The 23,361-nt window shown below is 44.9% G+C and carries 17 protein-coding genes; 12 read left to right on the plus strand and 5 right to left on the minus strand.

Going from position 1 to position 23,361, the window contains the following annotated elements:
- The first annotated feature begins 252 nt into the window (after window positions 1–252).
- The 8 genes from Q8M62_RS07770 (at window position 253) to Q8M62_RS07805 (ending at window position 10,799) form a co-directional block, all read left to right on the plus strand.
- Entirely contained in the window at window positions 253–1,896 is a 1,644-nt protein-coding gene (locus Q8M62_RS07770) for a TldD/PmbA family protein (RefSeq protein WP_304900955.1), read from the plus strand.
- Window positions 1,897–1,913: 17 nt separating this feature from the next.
- Window positions 1,914–3,230, plus strand: a complete 1,317-nt coding sequence (locus tag Q8M62_RS07775; RefSeq protein WP_304900954.1) for a TldD/PmbA family protein — start codon at window positions 1,914–1,916, stop codon at window positions 3,228–3,230.
- Window positions 3,231–3,367: 137 nt separating this feature from the next.
- Complete coding sequence (locus Q8M62_RS07780) at window positions 3,368–3,988, plus strand: DUF4159 domain-containing protein (protein ID WP_092732450.1); 621 nt, start codon at window positions 3,368–3,370, stop codon at window positions 3,986–3,988.
- 6 nt (window positions 3,989–3,994) lie between these two features.
- Window positions 3,995–4,987: a MoxR family ATPase gene (locus tag Q8M62_RS07785; protein WP_304900953.1), complete on the plus strand. Its 993-nt coding sequence runs from the start codon at window positions 3,995–3,997 to the stop codon at window positions 4,985–4,987.
- Complete coding sequence (locus Q8M62_RS07790) at window positions 4,977–5,843, plus strand: DUF58 domain-containing protein (RefSeq protein ID WP_304900952.1); 867 nt, start codon at window positions 4,977–4,979, stop codon at window positions 5,841–5,843. The genes Q8M62_RS07785 and Q8M62_RS07790 overlap by 11 nt, the downstream gene beginning before the upstream one ends.
- Entirely contained in the window at window positions 5,843–7,009 is a 1,167-nt protein-coding gene (locus Q8M62_RS07795) for a BatA domain-containing protein (RefSeq protein WP_304900951.1), read from the plus strand. The genes Q8M62_RS07790 and Q8M62_RS07795 overlap by 1 nt, the downstream gene beginning before the upstream one ends.
- Window positions 7,006–9,180, plus strand: coding sequence for a hypothetical protein (locus Q8M62_RS07800; protein WP_304900950.1), 2,175 nt, complete (start codon window positions 7,006–7,008; stop codon window positions 9,178–9,180). The genes Q8M62_RS07795 and Q8M62_RS07800 overlap by 4 nt, the downstream gene beginning before the upstream one ends.
- Window positions 9,177–10,799, plus strand: a complete 1,623-nt coding sequence (locus Q8M62_RS07805; protein ID WP_304900949.1) for a hypothetical protein — start codon at window positions 9,177–9,179, stop codon at window positions 10,797–10,799. The genes Q8M62_RS07800 and Q8M62_RS07805 overlap by 4 nt, the downstream gene beginning before the upstream one ends.
- A 423-nt stretch (window positions 10,800–11,222) precedes the next feature.
- Here the strand turns inward: Q8M62_RS07805 and Q8M62_RS07810 are convergent, their stop codons facing one another.
- A complete protein-coding gene (locus tag Q8M62_RS07810; protein WP_304900948.1) occupies window positions 11,223–12,611 on the minus strand; it encodes a glycoside hydrolase family 30 beta sandwich domain-containing protein in 1,389 nt (462 codons plus the stop codon).
- Between the two features lie 222 nt (window positions 12,612–12,833).
- Between Q8M62_RS07810 and Q8M62_RS07815 the strand changes: the two genes are divergently transcribed.
- From Q8M62_RS07815 to Q8M62_RS07825, 3 genes are all read left to right on the plus strand, one after another.
- On the plus strand, window positions 12,834–13,307 hold the full coding sequence (locus Q8M62_RS07815) for a hypothetical protein (RefSeq protein WP_304900947.1): 474 nt from the start codon (window positions 12,834–12,836) through the stop codon (window positions 13,305–13,307).
- A gap of 67 nt (window positions 13,308–13,374) precedes the next feature.
- Window positions 13,375–13,713, plus strand: coding sequence for a hypothetical protein (locus tag Q8M62_RS07820; RefSeq protein WP_304900946.1), 339 nt, complete (start codon window positions 13,375–13,377; stop codon window positions 13,711–13,713).
- Between the two features lie 91 nt (window positions 13,714–13,804).
- Complete coding sequence (locus Q8M62_RS07825; RefSeq protein ID WP_304900945.1) at window positions 13,805–14,806, plus strand: TerC/Alx family metal homeostasis membrane protein; 1,002 nt, start codon at window positions 13,805–13,807, stop codon at window positions 14,804–14,806.
- Window positions 14,807–15,128: 322 nt separating this feature from the next.
- Here the strand turns inward: Q8M62_RS07825 and Q8M62_RS07830 are convergent, their stop codons facing one another.
- From Q8M62_RS07830 to Q8M62_RS07845, 4 genes are all read right to left on the minus strand, one after another.
- Window positions 15,129–15,509, minus strand: coding sequence for a hypothetical protein (locus tag Q8M62_RS07830; protein ID WP_305351778.1), 381 nt, complete (start codon window positions 15,507–15,509; stop codon window positions 15,129–15,131).
- Between the two features lie 286 nt (window positions 15,510–15,795).
- Complete coding sequence (locus Q8M62_RS07835) at window positions 15,796–19,020, minus strand: S41 family peptidase (RefSeq protein ID WP_304899118.1); 3,225 nt, start codon at window positions 19,018–19,020, stop codon at window positions 15,796–15,798.
- An 87-nt stretch (window positions 19,021–19,107) separates the two neighbouring features.
- Window positions 19,108–19,368, minus strand: coding sequence for an RNA polymerase sigma factor (locus Q8M62_RS07840; RefSeq protein ID WP_304899119.1), 261 nt, complete (start codon window positions 19,366–19,368; stop codon window positions 19,108–19,110).
- Between the two features lie 405 nt (window positions 19,369–19,773).
- The gene (locus Q8M62_RS07845; protein ID WP_304899120.1) at window positions 19,774–20,274 is read right to left on the minus strand and encodes a hypothetical protein; all 501 of its coding nucleotides are present in this window, start codon (window positions 20,272–20,274) and stop codon (window positions 19,774–19,776) included.
- A gap of 713 nt (window positions 20,275–20,987) precedes the next feature.
- Here Q8M62_RS07845 and Q8M62_RS07850 point away from each other — a divergent pair.
- On the plus strand, window positions 20,988–23,361 hold a 2,374-nt coding region (locus Q8M62_RS07850), incomplete at its 3' end, for an MBG domain-containing protein (RefSeq protein WP_305668069.1).

Genomic DNA, 23,361 nt, shown 5'->3' on the forward strand with positions numbered 1-23,361 from the left:
TCAGGTCCAAGTTTAAAAACTTGAACCAAATCGTCCTTCAACCCGATACCCTTCATTTCAAAATTTCTATAAAAATTGTCCGAATTCTTGACTTTCGAAAACCCTCAAGGGTCGAAAAGTCCTTCCCAAACCGAATATTCCCCACCAATTAAACCCTTTTACCGCCATTGTAACATTCCCGTTGAATGGATTGGAGAATAGGTTTACATTTAGATCTAGAGAATATAAACTAACCATTAAACAAGCGATAAATTGAAGCGAAGAGATTTTATCCACCTTTCAGGGCTTGGATTGGGGGCAATGATGACTCCCGGTCTGGTGGCCTTTAGCCAGCCTGTTTCTGCCGAGCATATGCTTGAGCCGGGAATAGATGCTGCCGCAAAAAAGCTCCTGGCAGATGTGGCATTGAACACGACCAAGTCACTGGGTGCCACCTATACCGATGTCCGAATCGGGCGATACCTGCAGCAGTATCTTTTTACCCGTGAAAAAAACGTGCAGGGAATCACCAATGCCGAATCTTTCGGCGTCGGTATCCGAGTCATTGCCAACGGAACATGGGGCTTCTCAGCCACTTCCGATGTCACGCCTGACGGAATCAAAAAATGCGCAGAAACTGCCGTAGCAATTGCAAAAGCCAACTCCAAACTCCAAAGCGAGCCGGTAGTTTTGGCACCGGTTCAAGCCTATGGCGAAGTGAGTTGGAAAACTCCGATCAAGAAAAACGCGATGGAAGTGCCTGTCAAAGACAAAATTGACCTGTTACTTTCTGTGAATAATGCAGCTTTGGACAATGGCGCTGCCTTTGTCAATTCTGCGCTTTTCATGATCAATGAGCAGAAATATTTTGCCTCTACAGACGGATCATACATCGATCAGGACATTCACCGCATTTGGCCTAACTTCACCGTCACGGCGGTCAACAAAGCCGAAGGAAACTTCCGATCCCGTCAGGCACTCAGTGCTCCGATGGGAATGGGATTTGAGTATCTGGACGGCCTCGCTGCTGACAAATACATGAACCCGGCTGGTTTCAACAGTTACAAAAACAGCTACGACATGGTAGAAGATGCCGTGACAGCTGCCAAACATGCCAAAGAAAAACTGACTGCGAAATCTGTACTACCTGGCAAATATGACCTGATGCTGGATCCGGATCACCTGGGTCTGACTATTCACGAATCTGTCGGTCACCCATTGGAACTCGACCGTGTATTGGGCTATGAAGCCAACTATGCCGGTACCAGCTTTGCGACTTTGGACAAGTGGAAGTCTGGCGATTTCCAGTATGGTTCGGACAAAGTCAATATCGTAGCGGACAAAATCCAGCCTAACTCCCTCGGAAACGTGGGTTGGGATGATGAAGGTGTAAAAGCCAAGGAATGGGATCTGATCAAAAACGGAGTCTTGGTCAACTATCAGGCGATCCGTGATCAGGCCAAAATCATCGATGAAAAAGAATCACACGGTTGCTGCTTTGCAGACAATTGGTCTTCGGTACAGTTTCAGCGTATGCCTAACGTGTCCCTGAAGCCGGGAACTGAAAAGTTGAGTCCTCAGGACATGATCAAGGACATCGAAAAGGGGATTTACATCCTTGGCCGTGGTTCGTATTCGATCGATCAGCAACGCTACAACTTCCAGTTTGGAGGTCAGGTTTTCTACGAAATCAAAAACGGCCAAATCGCCGGAATGCTCGAAGATGTGGCTTACCAGTCCAATACCCAGGAATTCTGGAATTCATGCTCACAGGTTTGTGACAAGGACGACTACCGTCTCTTTGGTTCTTTCTTTGACGGCAAAGGCCAGCCTTCTCAGGTTTCCGCGGTATCCCACGGCAGCCCAACTACCCGTTTCGACGGAGTCAATGTCATCAATACAGGTAGAAGCATCTAATCCTCAACATCATTACAATGGCTATACTAACTCAAGAAGAAGCAAAAGCGATTATAGATAAAGTTTTGTCTTATGCGAAAGCCGATGAAACCGAGGTCAGCATCCGTGGTGGACGCACTGGCAACATCCGCTATGCAAGAAATACAGTAAACACCAGTGGTGAATCTGATGAAATCAGCCTCAGCATCACTTCTGTTTATGGGAAAAAATCAGGCTCTACCAGCATCAACGAGCTGGATGACGAGTCATTGAAAAAGGCCGTTTCCCGGGCAGAAGAAATTGCAGTTTTGGCGCCGGAAAACCCGGAATACATGCCAATGCTCGGTCCTCAGAATTATGGCGCTTCCCGCACTTTTGCGAAAGCAACGGACTCCATCAACCCGGATTACCGGGCACAGTTGGCAGTGGACAGCATCAAGCCCTGCGTGGACAATAACCTGACGGCCGCGGGGTACCTGGAGGATTTCTCCGGATTTGTGGCTACGGGAAATAGCAAAGGGCTTTTTGGGTACAACCAAAGCACCAGCGTGGACTTCACAGTGACCGTTCGCTCTTCGGATGGGACGGGTTCCGGCTACGCGGGTCGCGACTTCAATGATGCATCTTTGCTGAAAGCCGGCGAGGTGACCAATCTCGCTGCGCAAAAAGCAATGGCTTCGGTCAATGCCCAAGCCATCGAGCCCGGGAAATATACCGTCATTCTGGAGCCGATGGCAGCAAACGATTTGCTTCGACTTTTGGCTTCTGGAATGGATGCCCGAAGTGCTGACGAAGGCAGAAGTTTTCTGAGCAAAAAAGGTGGAGGAACTAAGTTGGGTGAAAAGCTTTTCGACGAGCGAGTAAACATCTATTCTGATCCAGCACATCCTGAGATTCCTTCAGCACCTTGGTCGGGCGAAGGATTTCCTTTGGAAAAAACCACTTGGGTGGAAAATGGAGCAGTGAAAAACATGTTTTACTCCCGTTATTGGGCAGAAAAGCAGGGCGTTCAGCCAGTGGCGAGACCTCAGGGATTTATTTTTGCCGGAGGCAATGAATCACTTCCTGAAATGATCCGAAATACGGAAAGAGGAATCTTGGTAACCCGATTCTGGTACATCCGAGCAGTAGATCCACAGACCTTGCTCTACACAGGACTGACCCGTGACGGTACTTTCTACATCGAAAATGGTCAGATCAAGTTCCCGGTGAAAAACTTCCGTTTCAACGAAAGCCCCATCATCATGCTCAACAACATAGAGTCAATGGGTAAGCCGGAGCGAACCAGTGGAAACATGGTACCACCGATGAAAATCAGGGACTTTACGTTTACCAGTTTGTCGGACGCTGTTTAAGTTTTGTCAACAGTCCACAGACCACGGACGACGGATTTTCACTATCGGAGTGAATTCCTGAAATCTTGGTCTGTGGATTTGTTATTTAAAATGAAAGAAAATCAGCTGTGGTCTGTCGACCGTGGACTGTTGACCAAATGAAAGCAACCAACTTCTTCTTCACCCGCCTCAAATACAACTCCGGCAATTGGGATACGGATCAGCGCATGCCTTCCAATCTTATCAACAGCCTGGTGGAGTACACGACGATCCCGGTGGATGAAAAGGAGAAAATTGTGGAGCTCAGCAGCGAAGAGATTTTCAAAAGTCCCTTTTGCTACCTGAGTGGACACAAGCTGGTGGAGTTTTCTCAGCAAGAGCGGAAAAACTTCAAAACTTATGTCGAACAGGGCGGATTTGTATTCGTCGATGACTGTAATCATGACATTGACGGGCTTTTTGCCAAATCCTTCGAAGAAGAGATGAGCCGGACTTTTGGTCCCGATGCACTTCAAAAAATCCCCAATGACCATTGGATCTACCGCTGCTTTTTCAACTTTGAAGACGGGCCACCCACTACCTCTTTCGAGTTGAATGGCTGGGGAGATGACCTGGTGCATGATTACCTCAAAGCCATCCAATTCAACGGCCGAATCGGAGTGCTCTACAGCAACAAAGACTACGGCTGCGAGTGGGATTACGACTTTCGAAACAAACGCTTCCTCAAAATCGACAACACCCGCTTTGGTGTCAACATCGTGGTGTACGCTTTAACCTAATACCTCTTGGAAACTGAACTGAAACAATACCAACTTTTGGTGGACAAGCTTCCACTGCTCAAAAAAGAAATCGCCAAAGTGATCGTCGGTCAAGAGGAAGTCTTGGATGAGGTGATCATAACCCTGCTTGCCGGTGGACATTGCCTGCTGGAAGGGGTTCCGGGTTTGGCCAAAACGCTTATGGTGAAAACCATGTCCGAGGTGATGGAACTTCAGTTTCGCCGAATTCAGTTCACACCGGACCTGATGCCGGGCGACATTCTCGGAACAGAAATTCTGGAGGAAGATCACAGTACAGGAAAGAAGTTCTTTCAGTTTACCCAAGGGCCCATCTTCGCCAATATGGTCTTGGCTGATGAGATCAACCGGACTCCTCCCAAAACTCAGGCTGCCTTGCTGGAAGCCATGCAGGAGAAAGTGGTGACCTATGGAGGCAAAAACTACAGCTTGCCCAATCCTTTTTTGATCATTGCCACGCAAAATCCCATCGAGCAAAGCGGAACCTATCCGCTTCCCGAAGCTCAGTTGGATCGTTTTTTACTCTACATCAAGCTTGGCTATCCGAGCGAGCAGGAAGAGCTGGAAGTTCTTGAAAAGACTACGGGCACCTACAAAGCTCAAATCAACAAAATGATCACAGCTGAGGAGATCATTAAACTTCAGCAACTGACACGTGAGGTTCATTTGGACTCTGCGCTTTTGGGTTACATTACCCGATTGATCCGGGCGACTCGTTTGGAAAGTACTCAGGTAGCGGAGGTTAAATCTTATGTGGAATGGGGTGCAGGAACCCGGGCAGGACAGGCCCTGATCCTTTGTGCCAAAGCGAGAGCACTGGTAAAAGGACGCTTTTCGGTGATTCCCGAGGACATCCAATACTTGGTTTATCCGGTTTTAAGACACCGAATTTCGCTTCATTTCAAAGCCGAGGCCGAGCAATTGGACACGGATTTCATCATTTCAAAAATCGTCGAACAGGTTCCGATTCATGCCAAGTAATCTGGAGATCATCAAACTCAAGGACCTGCGTCTTTCCGCACGCCTGATCAGTGAACAGCTGCGGCAGGGGATACACTCAGGCATCCGGGTGGGAGTGGGGAGCGAGTTTGAGCAATATCGGCACTATCAGCCGGGCGATGATCCCAAGCGGATTGACTGGAAGTATTTTTCCCGCTCCGGTAAATACATGGTGAAGGAATCCACAACGGATAGCAATCTTCACATCAGTCTGATTTTGGATTTGTCAGGTTCGATGAATTACTCGGATGGCGGTTTTTCCCGTCTCGAATATGCAAAAAACCTCTTGGCCTCTCTGGCCTATTTGGGCTATTTGCAAGGGGATTCCCTGAGTTATTATACGCTGAAAGAAGGAGAATTTTCCCAAAAAGTAGCTCCGACTCCGAAGAGCTTTCATCGGATTTTGTATTACCTGGAGCAGGAAAAAGCCAGTGGTTCATGGCCTTTGGATGTGCCCCAACCAACTCTACCGATCGATCGAAATCGGGAGTTGATCGTCTGGGTGTCGGACTTTCTTCAGAAAAATGAAGAGTGGGAAAATTTGGTGGAGAGTTTCCGTCATCCCCGCAAAGAACTCATGCTTGTTCAGCTTCTCGGCGAGCAGGAGCTGAACTTTAACCTGCAAGGAAATCTGGTGTTTCGGGATCTGGAAAGCGGTCGGGAATTGGTTCGGGATGGGCAGGTATTGAAGGCTGAATTTCAAAAGAATTTCCAAGGTTACTTGAATCATCTGGATGTCAAATTCCAACAGCCTCAGGTGCATTTACTGCGTGAATCTATGCAGACGCCTTTGGCTACGGTAGCCCGAAAAATCCTCAACCTTAAGAAAATCTCCTGATGGAAGCTCTGCAGCCTATATTTCTTTGGGGTTTGTTAGGACTGAGTATTCCGGTACTGATCCATTTGTGGAATGGGCGACGGGGAAAAGTTTTGGACTGGGCTGCAATGAATTGGTTAAGTACAGAGGAGTCTCAATCCAGCCGATCCATCAAGTTGGAACAATTGCTTTTGCTGCTGGTTCGGATGCTTCTTTTCCTGGTTTTGGTTTTACTTGCGGTTGGGTTTTGGTTTGATTATTTGGGAAAAAATGAAGGAAAACCGGTAGTACACTTGGTTATTCCAAATCCGAGTGTCGAGGCCGAGTTTCGGTTTGAATTGGAACAAGCGCTGACAAAAGGGGAGCAGGTTTATTGGTTTGCTGAAAACTTGCCGGTCTATGAAGCGGGAGTTTTACCCGATGGAAAAGCTGAACCAACTTTGATTCAGCATGCTTTGGATCAATTGCCCAAAAGATTGGACTCGCTTCATATTTATGCATCCGGGCTTTCCGCTGAATTTGGGAATGAATTGCTTTATGTCCCCGAAATTCCGGTTTTGCATAGTCAGACTTTGGATAATCGAAGAAATTCAAGTGCTCGGATCGCCTTGGGTTCCGGGCGATTTCTTGGTGTAAATGAAAGAGGATTACTTCAGTTGATTTCAGATCCGGCAGAAATTCCGGTTAAAAATCCGGTTTATTCAGGCTCGGTTAAGTTTCGGATTTTGTCTGAAAATCAGGAAACACAAGCGCAGTTTTTGGCGGCATTGGAAGCGATTGAGGAAGTGTATGGCTTGTCTTTTTCTAAAGTGGAGGATGGTGAATTAGTGGTTTTGATGGATCAAATCCCAGAATCTTTTTCAAAAGATAAACTCTATCTGATCTCCGAATCAGTACGGGAAATATTTCCCGGGAATGTCAACGTTCTGGCGCATAGGGCTGGAATGAATTGGGATGAGGTGATCGAAAAAGGACTTTTGCCCGGCCTGATACTCGAACCTTTGGTGGACTTCTTGGGTATTCATCCCAAGGAAGCAAGACTTTCGAATAGTCAGTTGGCGCAGCGGTTTATCAAAATCCCCGAATCCAAAACGGCCATTTTGCCCAATTCGAATTTCATCCTGTTGATTTTGTTTCTGGCCTTATTTGGTCTGGAGCGCTACCTAGCCTATCGAAACAACCTGTGAAAAAGCTTCAACAATCCATACGCTTTTTGGAGTTGCAGTTGCAGCTCAATGCCTTGGCCAAAGCCTTGGTTTTGGGGCTTGGAATTGGTTTTTTGGCTTGGGTTTTCACTTCGGATTTTGTGTGGTCAGGAGGATTCGCTTCAGTGGCAACCCTTGGTTTTGCCTGGCTTTTGGGGGCTTTCAATAGTCGAAGAAACTTGGCGCTTCAGCTATTGCATGAGGAAGTCAAAGGATTGGAGTTTAGCCTGGAACTCTTGCAAAAGCCCAGCTTCAGCATTGCGGATCAACTTCAGATTGATCGGATTTCCAGACAGATCCCTCCTCAACTTTGGGTGGTGCAGCGTGGTTTGATGCCGTATATACTTGGTTTTGCTATAACTATATCCGCTTATGTAGGATTTAATCTATTTGATTTTTCAAGTGCTGTAATTCAAGAAAATACCCTTGAAAAAATTGAATTTATCACAGTTGCCACAAATGAAAAAGGCATCTTTTTAAATCGTACCCAGCTAAGAATCCAGCCACCGGCGTATACCAAACTTCCGGTTTCCACTCAACAAGCACTCGAGGCCAAAGCTGTAAAAGGATCTTTGCTCACCTGGAACATAGGTTTTGAAGAAGCGTCTGATTTGGAAGTTTTTCTGGTTAATTCCGTAGGAGAAAAGCTTCCGTTTGCTCCAAAAAATAAAAGTTTCGAGTTGATTGAGCAGTTGGTCAGTTCCGGTATTTATTCGATTCAAGCCTTTCGGGATAGCTTGAAGGTGTTTGAAAGTGACTTTTACACCTTGGAGGCTATTGAAGATCAGAGCCCTCAAATCATTCCTGCGGAAAAGGAGGTCTACCGCTACCATTTTCCAAAAAACCCAACATCACTTAATCTAAAGGCTAAAATCAGCGATGATTTTCAGGTGAATGAGGTGTTTCTTGTCGCCACTTTGGCTCGTGGAAAAGGAGAAAATGTCAAGTTCCGAGAAAGTCGCTTTCCGGTTTTGACCCAAGCTTTCAAAGAAAAAGAGGCTAGCTATCTGTTGGATCTGAAAGCCTTGGATTTTCGGCCCGGAGATGAACTCTATTACTATTGGGTAGCCGTGGACAACAAGCAGCCCGAGGCGAATATTTCCCGAACAGACACCTATTTCATCAAGTACGTGGATGAAAACGACCAAAGTGATGCGGCTTTGGAAGGGATGGTGGTCCAATTTTTACCGGAATACTTCCGCAGTCAGCGGCAAATTATCATCGATACCGAAAAGTTGATTGCCGAAAAGTCAAAGAAGACAGCCAAGGAATTTGGCTATACTTCCAACGAAATAGGGTATGACCAAAAGTTGCTTCGCCTGCGCTACGGGCAGTACATGGGGGAAGAATTTGAATCAAGTGCAGGTGGTGGAAGTATGGAAGTCGAAGAAGGAAACCTACTGAGTGGTTACATGCACCTTCATGATCAGGAAGGTGAAAACGAAATCGAGGCAGGCGAATCCCATGCAGGGCATTCCCATGCGGAAGAAGAAGTGGCCGAAACTACCACTGGCACAGGGATCGAAAGCTTGCTGAGCGAGTACATGCATTCCCATGATTCGGAGGAGGTCAATACCTATTTTGAGCAATCGACAAAAGGCGCCCTGAAAGCGGCTTTGGAGCAAATGTGGCAAGCGGAACTCTATTTGCGGCTTTTCGAGCCGGAGAAGTCACTTCCATTTCAGCTTAAAGCCTTGGAATACCTGAAGACTGTGCAGCAAAAATCCAGAGTCTATGTAAAGCGGACTAGCTATGACCCGCCACCGATTAAGGAGAAGGAAAAGCGCCTGACCGGAGAATTGAAAGACTTGGATGCCCGGATGAAAAGGGAATTGATTGAATTGGAAAAACAAATCGAGCCATATGCCGCAAAGGTTCTTGGCATACTTGTAAAGTCCGAGCTTTCCGCTGCTGATCGCCAAACTGTCCGTGAACTTGGGGAGATTTGGAGTCGGCGGATGGAATATACCGGATTGAAAGACTTAAAGTTGCTGTTGCATTTACAGGAGTTGGAGTCGGGCAAGTTGGACGTGCAAGGGAGAGCGGTTCTGGCAGAAAAGCTTTATCCTTTTGCCGGCAGCTATAAAAATACCGGGGCATCCTATTTGGCTCCGAACTCATTGAAAGACGCATTTTGGAGGAAATTAAAATGATACAGTTTGCTCCTTTGGTACCTTGGCCTTTCCTGTTTCTGATTTTGGGAATGACACTTTTGAGTGGAGGAATTCCGATTTTTCTGAATTGGGAAAGTGGAGTTTCTGCACAGAAAATCCTGATCAAAACTGGGCTATTGCTTCTTTTTGGACTGTTTTTGAGTCTTTTTCTCCTTCAACCCAGTCGAAAGATTTCTTCCGATAAAGCTGTGGTTTTGGTTTATTCAGAGGAAGTGGAACAAGCAGAAATCCAATATTGGAAGGATAGTTTGGGGATAACAAAAACCAAAGCAATCGCTGATTTCCAACCGGATGGAAGCCGGGTGCTGCTATTGGGAAAAGGCTTTTCGAAAGAAAATTTGTATCCAATCCACGATCTTAATCCAAGATGGATTTTGCCGGAAAAGAATCGCGAAATCTCTGAGTTGAGTTGGAAAGGTTTTGTCCGAAAAGGTGAAAAGCAGCGGATGAATTATCGGTTTTTTTCCGAAGGAGACAGTGCGAAACTTCAGGTCAAGCAGGGAGAAACAACCTTGGCAAGTACAGATTTGAAGAAGGGTTGGAATGAAGGAGAACTCGATTTTGAGACTGCCGGATTGGGAAGGACTGAGGTGCCACTTTTGTTCGACGGAGATTCGCTGGCTGTTTTGAGATACTTTATTGGCCCGGCTACACCAAAAAAATACCATTTTCAGTTTGCCTTTCCGGGTCAGGAAGTAAGGGTGCTGAGTCAGTGGCTGGAAAGCAAAGGCGAGAAGGTGAGTCAGGAAATTCGGCTTTCCCGCGGGATGATTTTGGAAGGTGGAGAAACTTCAGTTGACTCTCTCCAAATTCAACTGATTGATCCGAGTCAGTTGGAAATTAAAGCAATTCAAGACTGGGCGAAAAACTCGGTTGGGGCTTTGGTGGTGATGAATTTGACTGAACCATTAGAGACGATCAGTCGGGTTAACCGTTTATTCGGAACTGATTTTCAGTTGCAGCGTAGCGGGCAGGGCGAAAGCAGAGTTTTGGACAATCAGCTAGAAGCGGCCCCATATTCGTGGCTGGAAAAATCCCGGCAGAAAGTATTTGGAAAGGATGCAATTGCAGTTCAGCGGGTAGGAGAGATGCAAATCGCAATCAGTTTGTATCAGGCAACTTTTCCGCTTTTTCTTCAGAGGAAAGAGAAAGAATATGAGTCCATTTGGGGTGAGGTTTTCGGGGAATTGGAGCCGTCAGAACAGCAATCCTGGAAGGTGTCTGCACCGGTTTTATCCGGAATTTCATCCGATTTTCAGCTCAACAAAAGAGACAGTTTACCGGAATGGATTTACTTCGGCAAAGACTCGGTCAACTTGATCAGACAGCTGACCAATCCCTTTTTGGCCAAAGGAAGCGTTCAGGTTGATTCTGTAGGTTGGGTGGATTTCGGGGAGGATTTGTCGGTTTTTGTTTATTCTCAGGAAGAATTTCCCAGTCTCCATGCACAGGCTTTGATCAGGCCATTGACTTACAATTCGGACATCGAAAGTGTTGAAAATCACCAAATTTATGTCAAGGTATCTAATTGGATTTGGTTGATTGGGTTGCTGCTGAGTTTGGGGTTGATGTGGATTGAGCCTAAAATAAACTACTGAATAGCTAAAGGGGATTTTTTGCCACGAAGTCAACAAGGCGCAAAGATTTAAAAAGAAAGATTGCTGACCCTGATTAATGATCTTAATTTTCTCAACTGGTCAAAGGGTTTTAGTTTTGTTTTACCACATAGTAGCATAGAGTCACATAGCACTTTCTTGATTTTTAACACAAAGGGAAACACAAAGAAAATAAGTATGACTTAATTACCTCTAGGTCTTGCTATGTGGCGCCCTGAGGCTTTGTGGTTTTATGATTTTTTTGTTTTAATACCTTTTTCAGTATAAATATTTCACTAAATATTCAGGTGATATTAAAAAGCAGTCCAAAGACTGCATAATTGTTGGTTCAAGTTTGAAAACTTGAACCAATTGGGAAAATGTCCAAAATCTCTGCGGCCTCTGCGTCTCCGCGGTGAAAAAAAATCACCAAATCCAAGTTCCCGTTGCACCTGGGTTGAGTTCGGCAAAAAAGGTTTTTCCCTTGTCCTTCACTTGAAAGCTGATTGGTTTTTTTGCGTCATTCAGGGCAATCAACACCTTTTTTCCATCAGGCCTGAGGAAAGCCACATTATGAAGTCCTTCAAAAAGATTGCTGTCAATTCGCACCGATCCCGGATCCACAAACTTGCTGGCATGCGCTATAACATAATATGCAGGGTTACGCGTGACTGAATCGCCATCAACTGTTACAGCTCCTAAGCATCGATCACAGCCCCCGCGATCTGTAAATGGAGTAAGCTCTGGGTTTGAAGTCAGGTTCCATTCCAGGACAGTTTTTGCCCAATTTCGTGTGGCACCGATGATCAGATTTTTGACATGCCAAGGCATATCTCCTTCCAGATTTCCCGGAGCTCCGATCCACTGCTCGGTGAAATAGATGTTTTTGTCGGGATAGGCCTGATGGACCCTGCTCAATGCGGCAATTTCTCCGGCATAGAGGTGAAAAGCCGAGCCGTCGATAAATGGGTTTGCCAGTGAATCATTCAGGACTGCAATGGGGTAATCCGGACGATCTGCATTATGATCATAGATCAGGATTTTGGTTTTGATTCCATTTTCGGCGAATGCCGGGCCTAAATGAACACCGATGAACCTTGCTTGCTGATCAGCAAACATCAAAAGTGATGGATTATTTCCCGGATGAAGCGGCTCGTTTTGAATGGTTAGGGCATCGATTTCAAAGCCTTTTTCCTTCATGGCCTTAATGTACTGGACCAAGTAGCAAGCATAAATCCCCTCGAATTCCTCTAAAAGTGAACCTCCCCGGGTATCCTTATTGTCTTTCATCCACTTGGGCGGCGACCATGGTGAGGCCATCAGCTTGATATTGGGATTGATTTTCAGGATTTGTTTCAAAACTGGCAATACGTCTAAAGTATCCGGTCCCAGAGAGAATTGGGTCAATGTAGAATCTGTCGCAAGTGAATCCTCGAGATCATTATAGGAAAAAGGGAAGTCATTCAAGTCAGAAGCGGCCACAGAAAGTCGCAAATAAGAGATTCGGATATCTTTCTCTCCATTGCCAAATAGTTCTTTAAGTAATGCTGCACGCGCTGCTTCGCCCATTCCCAACAAGTGCTTGGCGCTGCCTTGGCTCAGTGTAAAGCCAAAACCATCCATTGACTGAAAGCTTGTCTCAGCATCTACAGCAATGACCAGTTCACTTTCATTGGTTTTGTCCACATCTTCTTGCTTTTCAAAAAGCACATTCGCTACAGGGTCAGTCAGCCAATGTTCAATTACTTGAGGGCGATTTTTTTTTCCGCAGGAAATGCAGGATAGAAGGACAAGTACGGAGAGGATTTTTTTCATTTGAAGAGAAGAAAAAGTTTTGATGAACTTTTAAGGCATCAAATTGAAGCAAAATGCCGTCCGAATGCAAATACTGTCAACCCTAATTTTATTTTATGAGTATCCGCAAGGATGTACGATGTTTGAAAATTGGCCCAGTAAGTTGCGGATCCTCGTCCATGGTCTATGGTCTATGGTCTATAGTCTATAGCTTAGCATAGCTGTCCCCCAATCAATATTTCAATGGCTACATGCGAGTTCACGGATGCACATAATCAACAATTTTCATTTTATCAATTGACTCAAGAAATCAAAAATATCCCAAAATTAAATGGAATTCGGGTTTTCGAAACCACTTGGATTCTTCAGGGAACTGGAATTTGCCTGCCCGGGATCGGGATTTTTATCCATTCCAAAATTCCTGAAAATTCAAAAAAGCGAATCATCCAACATGAATACGGACATTTTTTGGATTATAAATTTGGACTCGATGGAGATCGAAAAAAGCTTCTGAAATCTGGCTTATTGGGATTCTATTTCAAGATTGGCCTTCCAAGTTTGTTCAATTTAATGCCTTTCATCAATCAAATCCCAGCATTTGCTGGCAGGCATCAATGCTATTGGACAGAACTACGTGCCAACCGACTGGCAAAGGCACATTTTGGAGACTTGATTGCGGAGGATTTCGATCGCTATTTCCCAACCCAACTTGCATAAAAGATTTTCGAGCCTATTTTAAATAAGCCTTTCAATTGTTTTACCTTTGATCCGTCTTAATTAATCCATGAAAAAGCAGGCACTCTTTACGCTTTTATTTTTAAGCTGGGTTGTAGGACTTTCATTGATTTGCCGTTTCCCTCCAATTCCGGATTATCATGTTTCCGATCAAAATTCCGGCTCTATAAGTCAGGATGCTTTTCCCGAACTGCATCAGCGAAACACTTCTTTGACGGGTATTTCCCAAATTTATTTTGGGATGGAGTTACAGGGATTGGCAGCTGATTTTCAGTTTAATTTCAAGGTGAAGGAAAGCTCTCTTTTTGAAAACAAGCTAAACCTTAATCCAACAGCTTCCTTTTTCAATACAATTCTGCTCTTGGAGGCATTTTTTGAGACATGGTAGATTAGGGATTCGCGTGCAAAGCAATCCTTTAAAATTCGGCCAAGCGGCCTGAAACATTCATTTACCAACCAAAATTATTCATCCAAATCCTATGGATTCATTAATCAACCATCCCGGTATTCTTATCGGGTTTGCCCTATTGGTAGCGTTTATGCTCCTCCTTGATCTGGGCATTTTCAACAAAAAGAGCCATATCATTTCCAATAAGGAAGCCGCCATATGGTCGGTATTCTGGATTGGGCTTTCCATGATTTTCAGTATTTTCATCTACATCGTCACAGTGGATCAGGTTGGACTGGAGAAGTTTTCTCAGTTTCAGTCGGCTTATTGGATTGAGAAAGCACTTTCTGTCGATAATCTCTTCGTATTTATTCTGGTGTTTGGTTTTTTCAATGTGCCGAGAGAATATCACCACAAGGTGCTCTTTTGGGGAATCCTTGGCGCATTGGTGATGCGTGCGATTTTCATTTTTGCTGGCGTGGGGATCATCGGAATGACCTACCTGCCTGAGATGACCATTCTGGAGCGAAGCGTCAAAATCAATGTAGTATTGACAGTGTTTGGGATATTTCTAGTCTATGCGGGGTACAAATCCTGGTTTGCAGGCAAAGAACAGGAAGGAGAAAAAGACTACACCAAAAACCCCGGGGCTCGATTGATTTATAAGTATTTCAAAGTGACGCCGGATTATCATGGAGATAAGTTTTTCGTGATCAAAGACGGAGTGAAGATGGCGACACCACTCTTGGTGGTGTTGGCAGTGATAGAATTCACAGATTTGATTTTTGCGGTGGATTCCATTCCGGCGATTTTTGCCATAGCCCCGGATGATCCATTTATCCTTTATACTTCCAATATATTCGCGATTCTGGGCTTGAGATCCCTTTATTTCCTGCTTGCCAATTTCATCCACATGTTCAGCAAATTGAAATATGGACTTGCCATAATCTTGGTGTTTATCGGCTTGAAGATGGTTTCTGCGCCACTTTATCATTTCAGTTCTACCAATTCATTGGCGATAGTCGGAGGGATTTTGCTTGTATCGATAGCGGCTTCCGTCATTTGGCCGGAGGAGAAGCAGGTTGGGAGGTAAGGAGGTTTGGAAGTTGTGAGTGGTGAAGAGTAAGTAGGCAGTCGCAGTAGGCAGTTGCACAGTAGGCAGTTGCAGTAGGCAGTGAACAGTTTGCAGTGGGACTAACTCTCTCCTGGACTTGAATTAGTATTGAGGAAAGAAAATACTAGTTAAAGGGGGCAAGGGGGATTTGAATCTGCTGGTTTCGGATGCTTCGACAGGCTCAGTACAGGTTTCGGATTGATTTCCCGCTGATCTTCGCTGTTAATTTGCGCTGATTGACGCTGATTTGATTTCGGATTCTGGACGTCGGATTTCGGATTACCAAAAAATCTAACTCCTCTCAATCTCTGACGAGTTCAAACACCAAATTGGCGTCGGTCAAATTCGCGGAACTCAAGCCAATCTTGTAGGTATAATATCCGTTCTTCAGGGGCATTTCCCCGGTGTAATCATTTGGTGCCATTGAAAGGCCCTGCCCCTCAGCCTGAAGCCAAACCGCTGCATATTTAAATGCATATTCAAATTCTTTGTAATCAGATTTAGATCGGGCTAGAATGGAGCCAAAGGCTTTTTCCACATTACCTGATTGGACAATGACACCTGTGAAATTGACATCCGAATTGTTCTGAACCCGGATAAATACCCCATTTGGTCTTCCGTCCTGAATGCCACAGGAGCTGAGGATAAGAAAAAGCAGATTGAGGGCGATTCTGATTTTCATTATAGAATGTAGCTATAAATTGAAATCCAAAAAAAATCTCCCTGAAAAATTTTTTCAGGGAGATTTGGATTTAAAGTGTATTTCTTAATTTACCGCTAAGAACGCGAAGAGACGCAAGGTTTTTTTGAATTAAGCGTCATCCTTTTCCTTTGCGGTACTCGGCGTTCTCCGCGGTTAATAAATCTTCGCTTTTTTGCATTCGATCTACTTACAACTAACTCTTAACTACTTACAACTCTTCCTTCTTGTTTCTAGCGTCTTGTGTCTAAAGTCTAACTACTTGCTTCTAATTCCCTTTCGGTCTGAAATATCGGATCGGCGCTTTGGGCTCGGGTTTGAGTTCGATGCCTTCTGTTGCTAAGCGATCCAAGGCTTCTTTGACGGCCCGCTCCAATTGCGGATCACGTCCCTCAATGACATCTTTTGGAGTTTGTTCCACAGCGATATCCGGGGAAATTCCCACTCCTTCGACAGCCCATTCTCCATTGACATCATAGAATCCACCCCGAGGTGCCACCATTCTTCCACCATCCACAAATGCAGGTGTGTCCCAGGTTCCAACCAATCCACCCCATGTTTTGGTGCCGATCAGAGGCCCGATTTTCATCTTGTTGAATAAGTAGGGAAGGAGATCTCCTCCCGAACCTGCACGCTCATTGATCAGCATGACTTTCGGTCCCCAAATGCCCGACATTGGCGTAGTAAACGGGCGATGGTCATTTGCACGGGAGTTAAAATAGCCGTGAAGATCACGTGCCATGATGTCCACCATGTAATCGGCTGCCGAACCTCCTCCGTTGTTTCGCTCATCGATCACCGCACCTTTTTTGTCCTGCTGCGCAAAATAATAGCGGTTGAAGGAGGTGTAGCCCGGTTGTCCGGTGTTCGGGATATAGACGTAGGCCAGTTTTCCTCCGGAGAGTTCATCCACTTTTCTGCGGTTTCCCTCGACCCAGTCGATGTTTCTCAGTTGGCCTTCATTGGCTACAGGCATTACTTGAATGACCCGCGATCCTTCCAACCCGGGCTTGGAGTTCAGATGGATTTTGGTCGGTTGATTGGCTGTGCCTTCGAAGTATTGGTAAAGATTGGTATTTGCTGCAATGGCTTTTCCGTTCACTCCCACAAGGTATTCCCCAACCTTAGCCTGAGCGCCGGGCTGTGCCAGAGGCGCTTTCAGGTTCGGATTCCAGCTTTCACCTGTATAGATTTTTTTGATTCGGTAATTCCCGTTGATCAGTTCATAGTCAGCACCCAAGAGGCCGATAGGAACGGATTTTACCTCGGGAAAATCACCCCCACGGGTGTAACTGTGACCCACGGCCACCTCTCCGCCGATGATGTCGATGATGTAATTCATATCGCTGCGGTGTCTGACATGATCCACCCAAGGCTTGTACCAAGTGTAAATATCATCCCAAGGCGCGCCGTGCACATTGTCCACATAAAGAAAATCCCGCTGGTATCTCCAGCCTTCCCGATAGATCTGCTGCCATTCATCCATCGGGTTAACCTTCACTTTCATGGTAGCAATGGCCTTCAAAGCTCCATCACCTGACTTTTTGCCCGTACCTGAGGTTTCGACAATACCCCAAGTTCCATTACTTTGATAGAGTAGAGATTTTCGGTCTTTGGAGACGACTGCCTGACTTACTTTAGGGAAAAAGACCTCGGATTTACGCTTTTTTAGGTCGTATTTATGAAGCGTAGTGCCTTCGTTTGGAATGCTTTCCATGTAGAAAACAAAGCCTTCCGGAGCGGGGGCAAGTCCTGTATAATTTCTGGCTGGAATGTCAATCGCTACAATTCGCTGCTGAATTCCCGCCTCGTCGATTTTTACGGTAACCGGGCTTTCCGATTTCTTCTCTTCTTTTTTTGCCTCGGTTTCTTCATCGCTTTGCGGAAGCAATGGGGAGGAATCGGCGGCATTCAAGACCGCTAAATACAGGCTTCGCGTGATTGGATGATCGTAGCTGCTCATGTCCAACCAACCGGTATTCAGTCCGAAATCCGTGCTGGCTAGGAAGTAAAGGTATTTTCCATTTTCATCCCAAACCGGGGTAATTGCATCAGCCATTGAATCGCCGATTTGGATTTTCTTTCCCGAATCCACATTCAAGACAAAAACCGATTTCAGCTGATTATCCATCAGTCTGACATAGGCAATCCACTTTCCATCCGGTGACCAAACCGGGTTCATGCTGCGATTGGGATGGGCAAAACGGTCTGTTTCTACCACTTTGGCGTTGCCGGAAGCTACATTGACCACCCAAATCTGGTAATCCGTATCCGTGAAGGCAATGTGTGCGCCATCAGGAGACCATTCAGGCTTGAAGAAAAAGCTCGGATCCGGGAGGTTTATTTTCTTTTGGATGCCCCCATCCTGATCGGCGATGACCAGTTCGTACTCTCCCTTGGCATCGGAGAAATAAGCGATTTGCTTTCCGTCAGGCGACCAAACCGGCGAGCGTTCGGCGGATTTGGAGGTATTACTTACATTTCTTCCCGCTCCGTTTTCTTTGGGAACGGTGATGATTTCCCCACGAAACTCGAAAATCGCCCGCTGACCCGTTGGGGAAAGCTGAGGATTGCTCAGGTCATTTCCTTTGACATCTACCCAGCGCTCCCGTGCCCAGTGGAAATCTCCCGCGACGGTGATGTTGAGTTGTTGACTTTGGCCATTGGATGGATTGAGTAGGTGCAAATAACCGCCTTGCTCGTAGACGATTTCAGTTCCGTTTCCATCCAAGCTTTTGATGTCAAAGTCCTTGAGGAAAGTTTCCTGTTTTTCCTGTCCGCTTGCCAGATCATAAGACCAAATATTGGCCAGGTAATCCCGCTCAGAGATGTAATAGACTTTCTTTCCCAACCAGATAGGATCAGTGTGGCGTTCATTGTCAGTCTGTGGAGTCATCTTGAGCGAGTAATCTTTCAGGTCCACAATCCAGATCGGTTTGGCCTGTCCGCCTCGATGGTTTCTCCACTCCGGATCCCAAAAGGCGATCTGCTGGTAAGCGATATGGTTTCCGTCGGGCGAAACTTCACCATTTACTGCACGGGGAATTGGCATGGGTTCAGCAATTCCTCCGTTTTTGTTGATTTTGAAAAATTTAGATTCCTGAGTAGCAAATCCTTCCCTTCCGGAGGTGAACGTGATGTGATTTCCATCCGGAGTCCAGCCTGTCACCAGATCAGCACCGGGATGCCAGGTGAGTCTTTTGGGGTCGCCCCCTTCGGAGGGGATGAGGTAAACATCAGTATTCCCGTCGTATTCTGCGGTGAAGGCGATGTGTTTGCCATCAGGAGAAAAATGGGGAAGGGTTTCCTCTCCTTCATTGCTGGTGAGGCGGATGGCGTTTCCTCCGGATTTAGGGACTTTCCAGAGGTCGTTGGCATAGACAAATACGATCTCAGTTTGGCTAAGCGTGGGTTGGCGGAGCAATTGGGTTCCTTGTCCAAAGGCCGAAAGACTCAATCCTGAAGCTAAGATTAGGGTTATTATTCTAAACATGAGGTTGATGAAAGTGATTTTTAGAAAATTAGGCAGCAGGGATCACTTTCGCCAACCGATGGTATAAAAAATGGGAAAAGAAGATTCTTAGGTGCTGTTTTTATCGTTTGCGCATTTTCGGCAGATATTGGCCATCCAGGTGTAGAGTTGACCTTTGTAGATATTTTCAGCTTGGATTTTTCTGGTGATGTAAAGAAAGGAGTCATGAAAAACCTCTTCTGCAGTTTCCCGATTGGAGATGATTCTGCAAATCACCGCGTAGAGTGCTTTGGAATATTTTTCATACAGATATTCGGTGGTTATTCTGTCTTTTGCCTTCAGTCCGGCAATGATTTGTTCCTCTTTCACAGTAAAATTACGGGGGTTCAGGCATTTGTTTTTCAATAATGATTGGCAGAAGGGAAGAGCTTTTTTTGTTTCTCAGGATGACCTGTTTAAACGATTACGATCTCTTTGTTATTAGGAAATAATAGGTTTGGAATTCTAAGTCTCTTTTGACACCAAGGACTTGATACTGGATACTAAAAAATCAGCCAATGGCGCCTCCTCACGGATTTTCGGAGTTTTTTTCCAAAACCTCAATGTTAAATTAATAAAGATACACGGTTGATCTTCCGTATTCTATTTCAATTAAATTATACATTTAAGAGACCGGTCACAGGAGGCATCATCAGCTTTAAAGGAAAAAATGATGCTGGAATAGCTTGACCAACAAGGGTTAATTATTATCCAATTCAGTACTTTTTGGTTAAATCAATAGTTGGTTTCAGTATTTTCCTTGGGATCGGGCAGTGGAAACTCCTCTTCGATAGGAGGGATATTTTCCTGATTTGAATGCCCCGGTCGATACGGATCATCCAATTCCCGTGTGGGTTCTTTAATTATATCGCCTTCATCATTGGTGATAAAGTGCTCTCCTTCTTTTGGGATGATTTTTTCCGGGATTTGCACTTCATCTTCCTTTTCCTGTTCGGGAAATTCCTTGTCCGGAAAATCTCTTTTCGGATCCACGATCTCCACATCCTGTTTTTTTGGATCTAATATTTCTTGATCTGTTTCTGAGTTGAAGGGATTTTCCTGATCATCCAAATGGCTGTTCCGATTGAGAACGCTATGATTTTTCCCCAAATCTTCAGGGAGAAGCGAACTATGGACATCAGGCCTCCGATAGTGCTGTTTAGTGGAATCCTGATCAATGGTGCCGGGCAGCTCAAATGGAGTACTCAGCTTTGAGTTAGAAGGGGTATTGTTCATGGCTAATTATTTTATGGTTTGGGTATTTAGAAACCAATTTCAATCCGAAATAAGGAGAGTTCCCTGAATTGAAAGATTCTTTCGAAAAAGTATTCTTTGCGGTATTTTAGTTTGAAAAAATAAGGAATTAATCCGTTTTGCAATAAAATCAATCTGGCTTGAACTAATTAAAAATTACACAGTTTGGGAAATTTTTGATTCATGTAGTCCCAAATCAGATCGTAATTTTTCCTTTTAGGGTGAAGCACTTTTTATTGGAAAGAGTACTTTATAAGTCCTTCATGGCACCTGACTTACCTTGGATGCAATTACTTGGAGTACCATTTTGAACCTTAATTTGATCCAATGCCGACTGGATGATTTTGTTTTTCAAAGTGTTGGAATTTCAGATGGCTTGGGATTATGAGATTGATAAATTCTTAAGAGGAGCAGCGAAAAATAATGTTGGAAATAAGATGAATCGAGGTTGATTGTTGGTTCTTAAATGAGTCAATTACTTAAAAGCGTTGCTTAGGACCAACAAGCGTAGGGATTTTTTGGATAATCGAAGACTAAAAGTGACGATAGACTAAGGAGTTTTTTTTAAAAAAACATTAAAAGCACAATATGGTATATGAAAAACAAAAAATATTATAGAAAAATGATTTTTTTGTTTTGAAAATTGGATTTCTATTGTAACATTTGAATTCTTTTGAGGACTGGACTAGTCATGCTTGTTTTTTATAGTTGATCAAATCCAATGTGGGATTGCAAGGCACAAAAACGTTAAGACTATGGGAAATAAAATTTTACTCGATTTTGCCAGGAGATTTTTCCTGGTGTTGACCTTAAGTTTCGGCCTCTTCGGAGCCGGACAGGTGCTGGGGCAGGATAATCTGCCGACGGTGACGACGGATAAATCAGATTATCAGCCGGGCGATACTGTAGTAATCACCGGTAGCGGATGGCAACCCAATGAGGTGGTCGAAATGATTATTAGGGAAATCCCTACACATAATCCCAATATTATAATTTCTGCTACTGCAGATGCAGAAGGAAATCTAATTTCCAATAGCTTTATCACGCAGCAGCATCATTTGGGGAAAGCTTTTTTTATAACAGCAAATGGAAGTTTGGGCAGTTTTGCTGAAACGCATTTTACTGATGCAAGTTTTACAAGCAGGGCTTCTGGTGATTGGAATGCATCATCTACATGGAATTGTGGAGCTAATCCATGTGCTTCAGGTGTTTTCCCCGGTGCAAATGATGATGTTGTAATTACAGATAGGCATACAGTAACAATAACAGCAAATGCTGCTGCAAAAACTTTGCAAGTTTCAGGAGCAAGTAGCGGTAATGGAAATACAGTGTTGAATGTAGGTGGCTACCAATTGAATATTTCAGATCACATAACTCTGATCAGTTCAAACAACAACAGGCAGGCAATTGTAAATGTTGATGGGGGGACTGTTGAGGGTAATATAATTAATCTCACAACTGGAACTTCAGGAAATACGGGAAATGTGAATCTAAATTTATTGGGAAATAGTTTCTTGAATATTTCTGGAGTAATTAGCATATCAGGTAACAGTAGTAACCTTACCCCTAGTGTAACAAGCACTGTTAACTTTAATGGATCTGCTAACCAAACAATAGCGGCTTTAAATTATGGCAACCTCATTCTATCAGGTTCAGGAACGAAGTCATTTAGTTCAGGCATATCAATAAATGGTAACTTATCCGTAGCTTCTGGAGCAATAGCCAACCTTGGTAGCATTACTACTCATACAGCTGGAAGCTTGACTCTCGGAGGTCTCGGTACGGATGATGGCACCTGGGGATCAACATCTTCAACTGCAACTTTCCAAAACAATACATTTTTTGCAGCAACTGTTGGTAGAATAACGGTAAATACGGATACAAGAGCAACGCCTACAGTTACGCCTACCATTGGCACCTATGTTTATAATGGTAATCAAAATGGCCCCAATGCTGCTACTAACACTGGAACGGGGACAATTTATACGTTTAGTTATGCTGGCGTAAGCCCTACTACCTATGGCCCAAGTTCTACTCGTCCTATTAATGCGGGCAGTTATACCGTAACTGCAACGGTGGCAGCTAGTACTGATGGTTTTTATAAACAAGCAAGTTCTGTAGCTACTCCGTTCAATATTGCGAAAGCAAACCAAACGATTACGGTAACTACAGCTTCGCCAGCGAGTGCGGTATTCAGTACCGGCTTTACGGTAGCAGCGACGGCATCCTCAGGATTGCCTGTAGCTTACTCAAGCAGTGCCCCATTGAGCAATGTTGGTGCTGACTACACGATGAACAGCGGAACTGGCACTGGTGTGGTGATCTATAATCAGACAGGGGATGACAATTACAATGCGGCCCCAGAGGTGACTGCAAATGTAGCCGCCCAGAAAGCAGCATCCACGATCTCAGTTAATGCAGCCGGACCATTTACTTTTAATGCCACACCACAGGGTCCAGACCAGGTAACCAAATCAGGTTCTGCCGGAGCGGTGACGTTCAGTTATGAAGGTGTATCAGGAACAACCTATGCGGCAAGTTCGACCAAGCCAACAAATGCGGGAAGCTATGAAGTGACTGCGACACTGGCTGGTGATGCGAACTATAACGGAGCTGTTTCAGCGCCATTGGCGTTCAGTATTGCCAAAGCGGGGTCAACGATATCCGTTGATGCGGCAGGACCATTTACCTACAATACCAATCCTCAGGGCCCAGACCAGGTAACCAAATCGGGTTCTGCCGGAGCTGTGACGTTCAGTTACGTAGGTGTATCAGGAACAACCTATGCGGCAAGTTCTACCAAGCCAACAAATGCGGGAAGCTATGAAGTGACTGCGACACTGGCTGGAGATGATAATTATAACGGGGCTGTTTCAGTGCCATTGGCGTTCAGTATTGCCAAAGCCACCTTAACGGTAACTGCAGATGCAGGGCAGGGCAAAGTTTACGGAGCAACAGAGCCAACGCTTACTTATACCATTACAGGATTTGTAAATGGAGATGACGAAGCGGATCTGGACACTCCGGTAAGTATTGCAAGAGCAGCAGGAGAGAATGTGGGTACTTATA

This window comes from Algoriphagus sp. (assembly GCF_030694375.1).
In the GTDB taxonomy this organism is placed as follows: Bacteria; Bacteroidota; Bacteroidia; order Cytophagales; family Cyclobacteriaceae; genus Algoriphagus.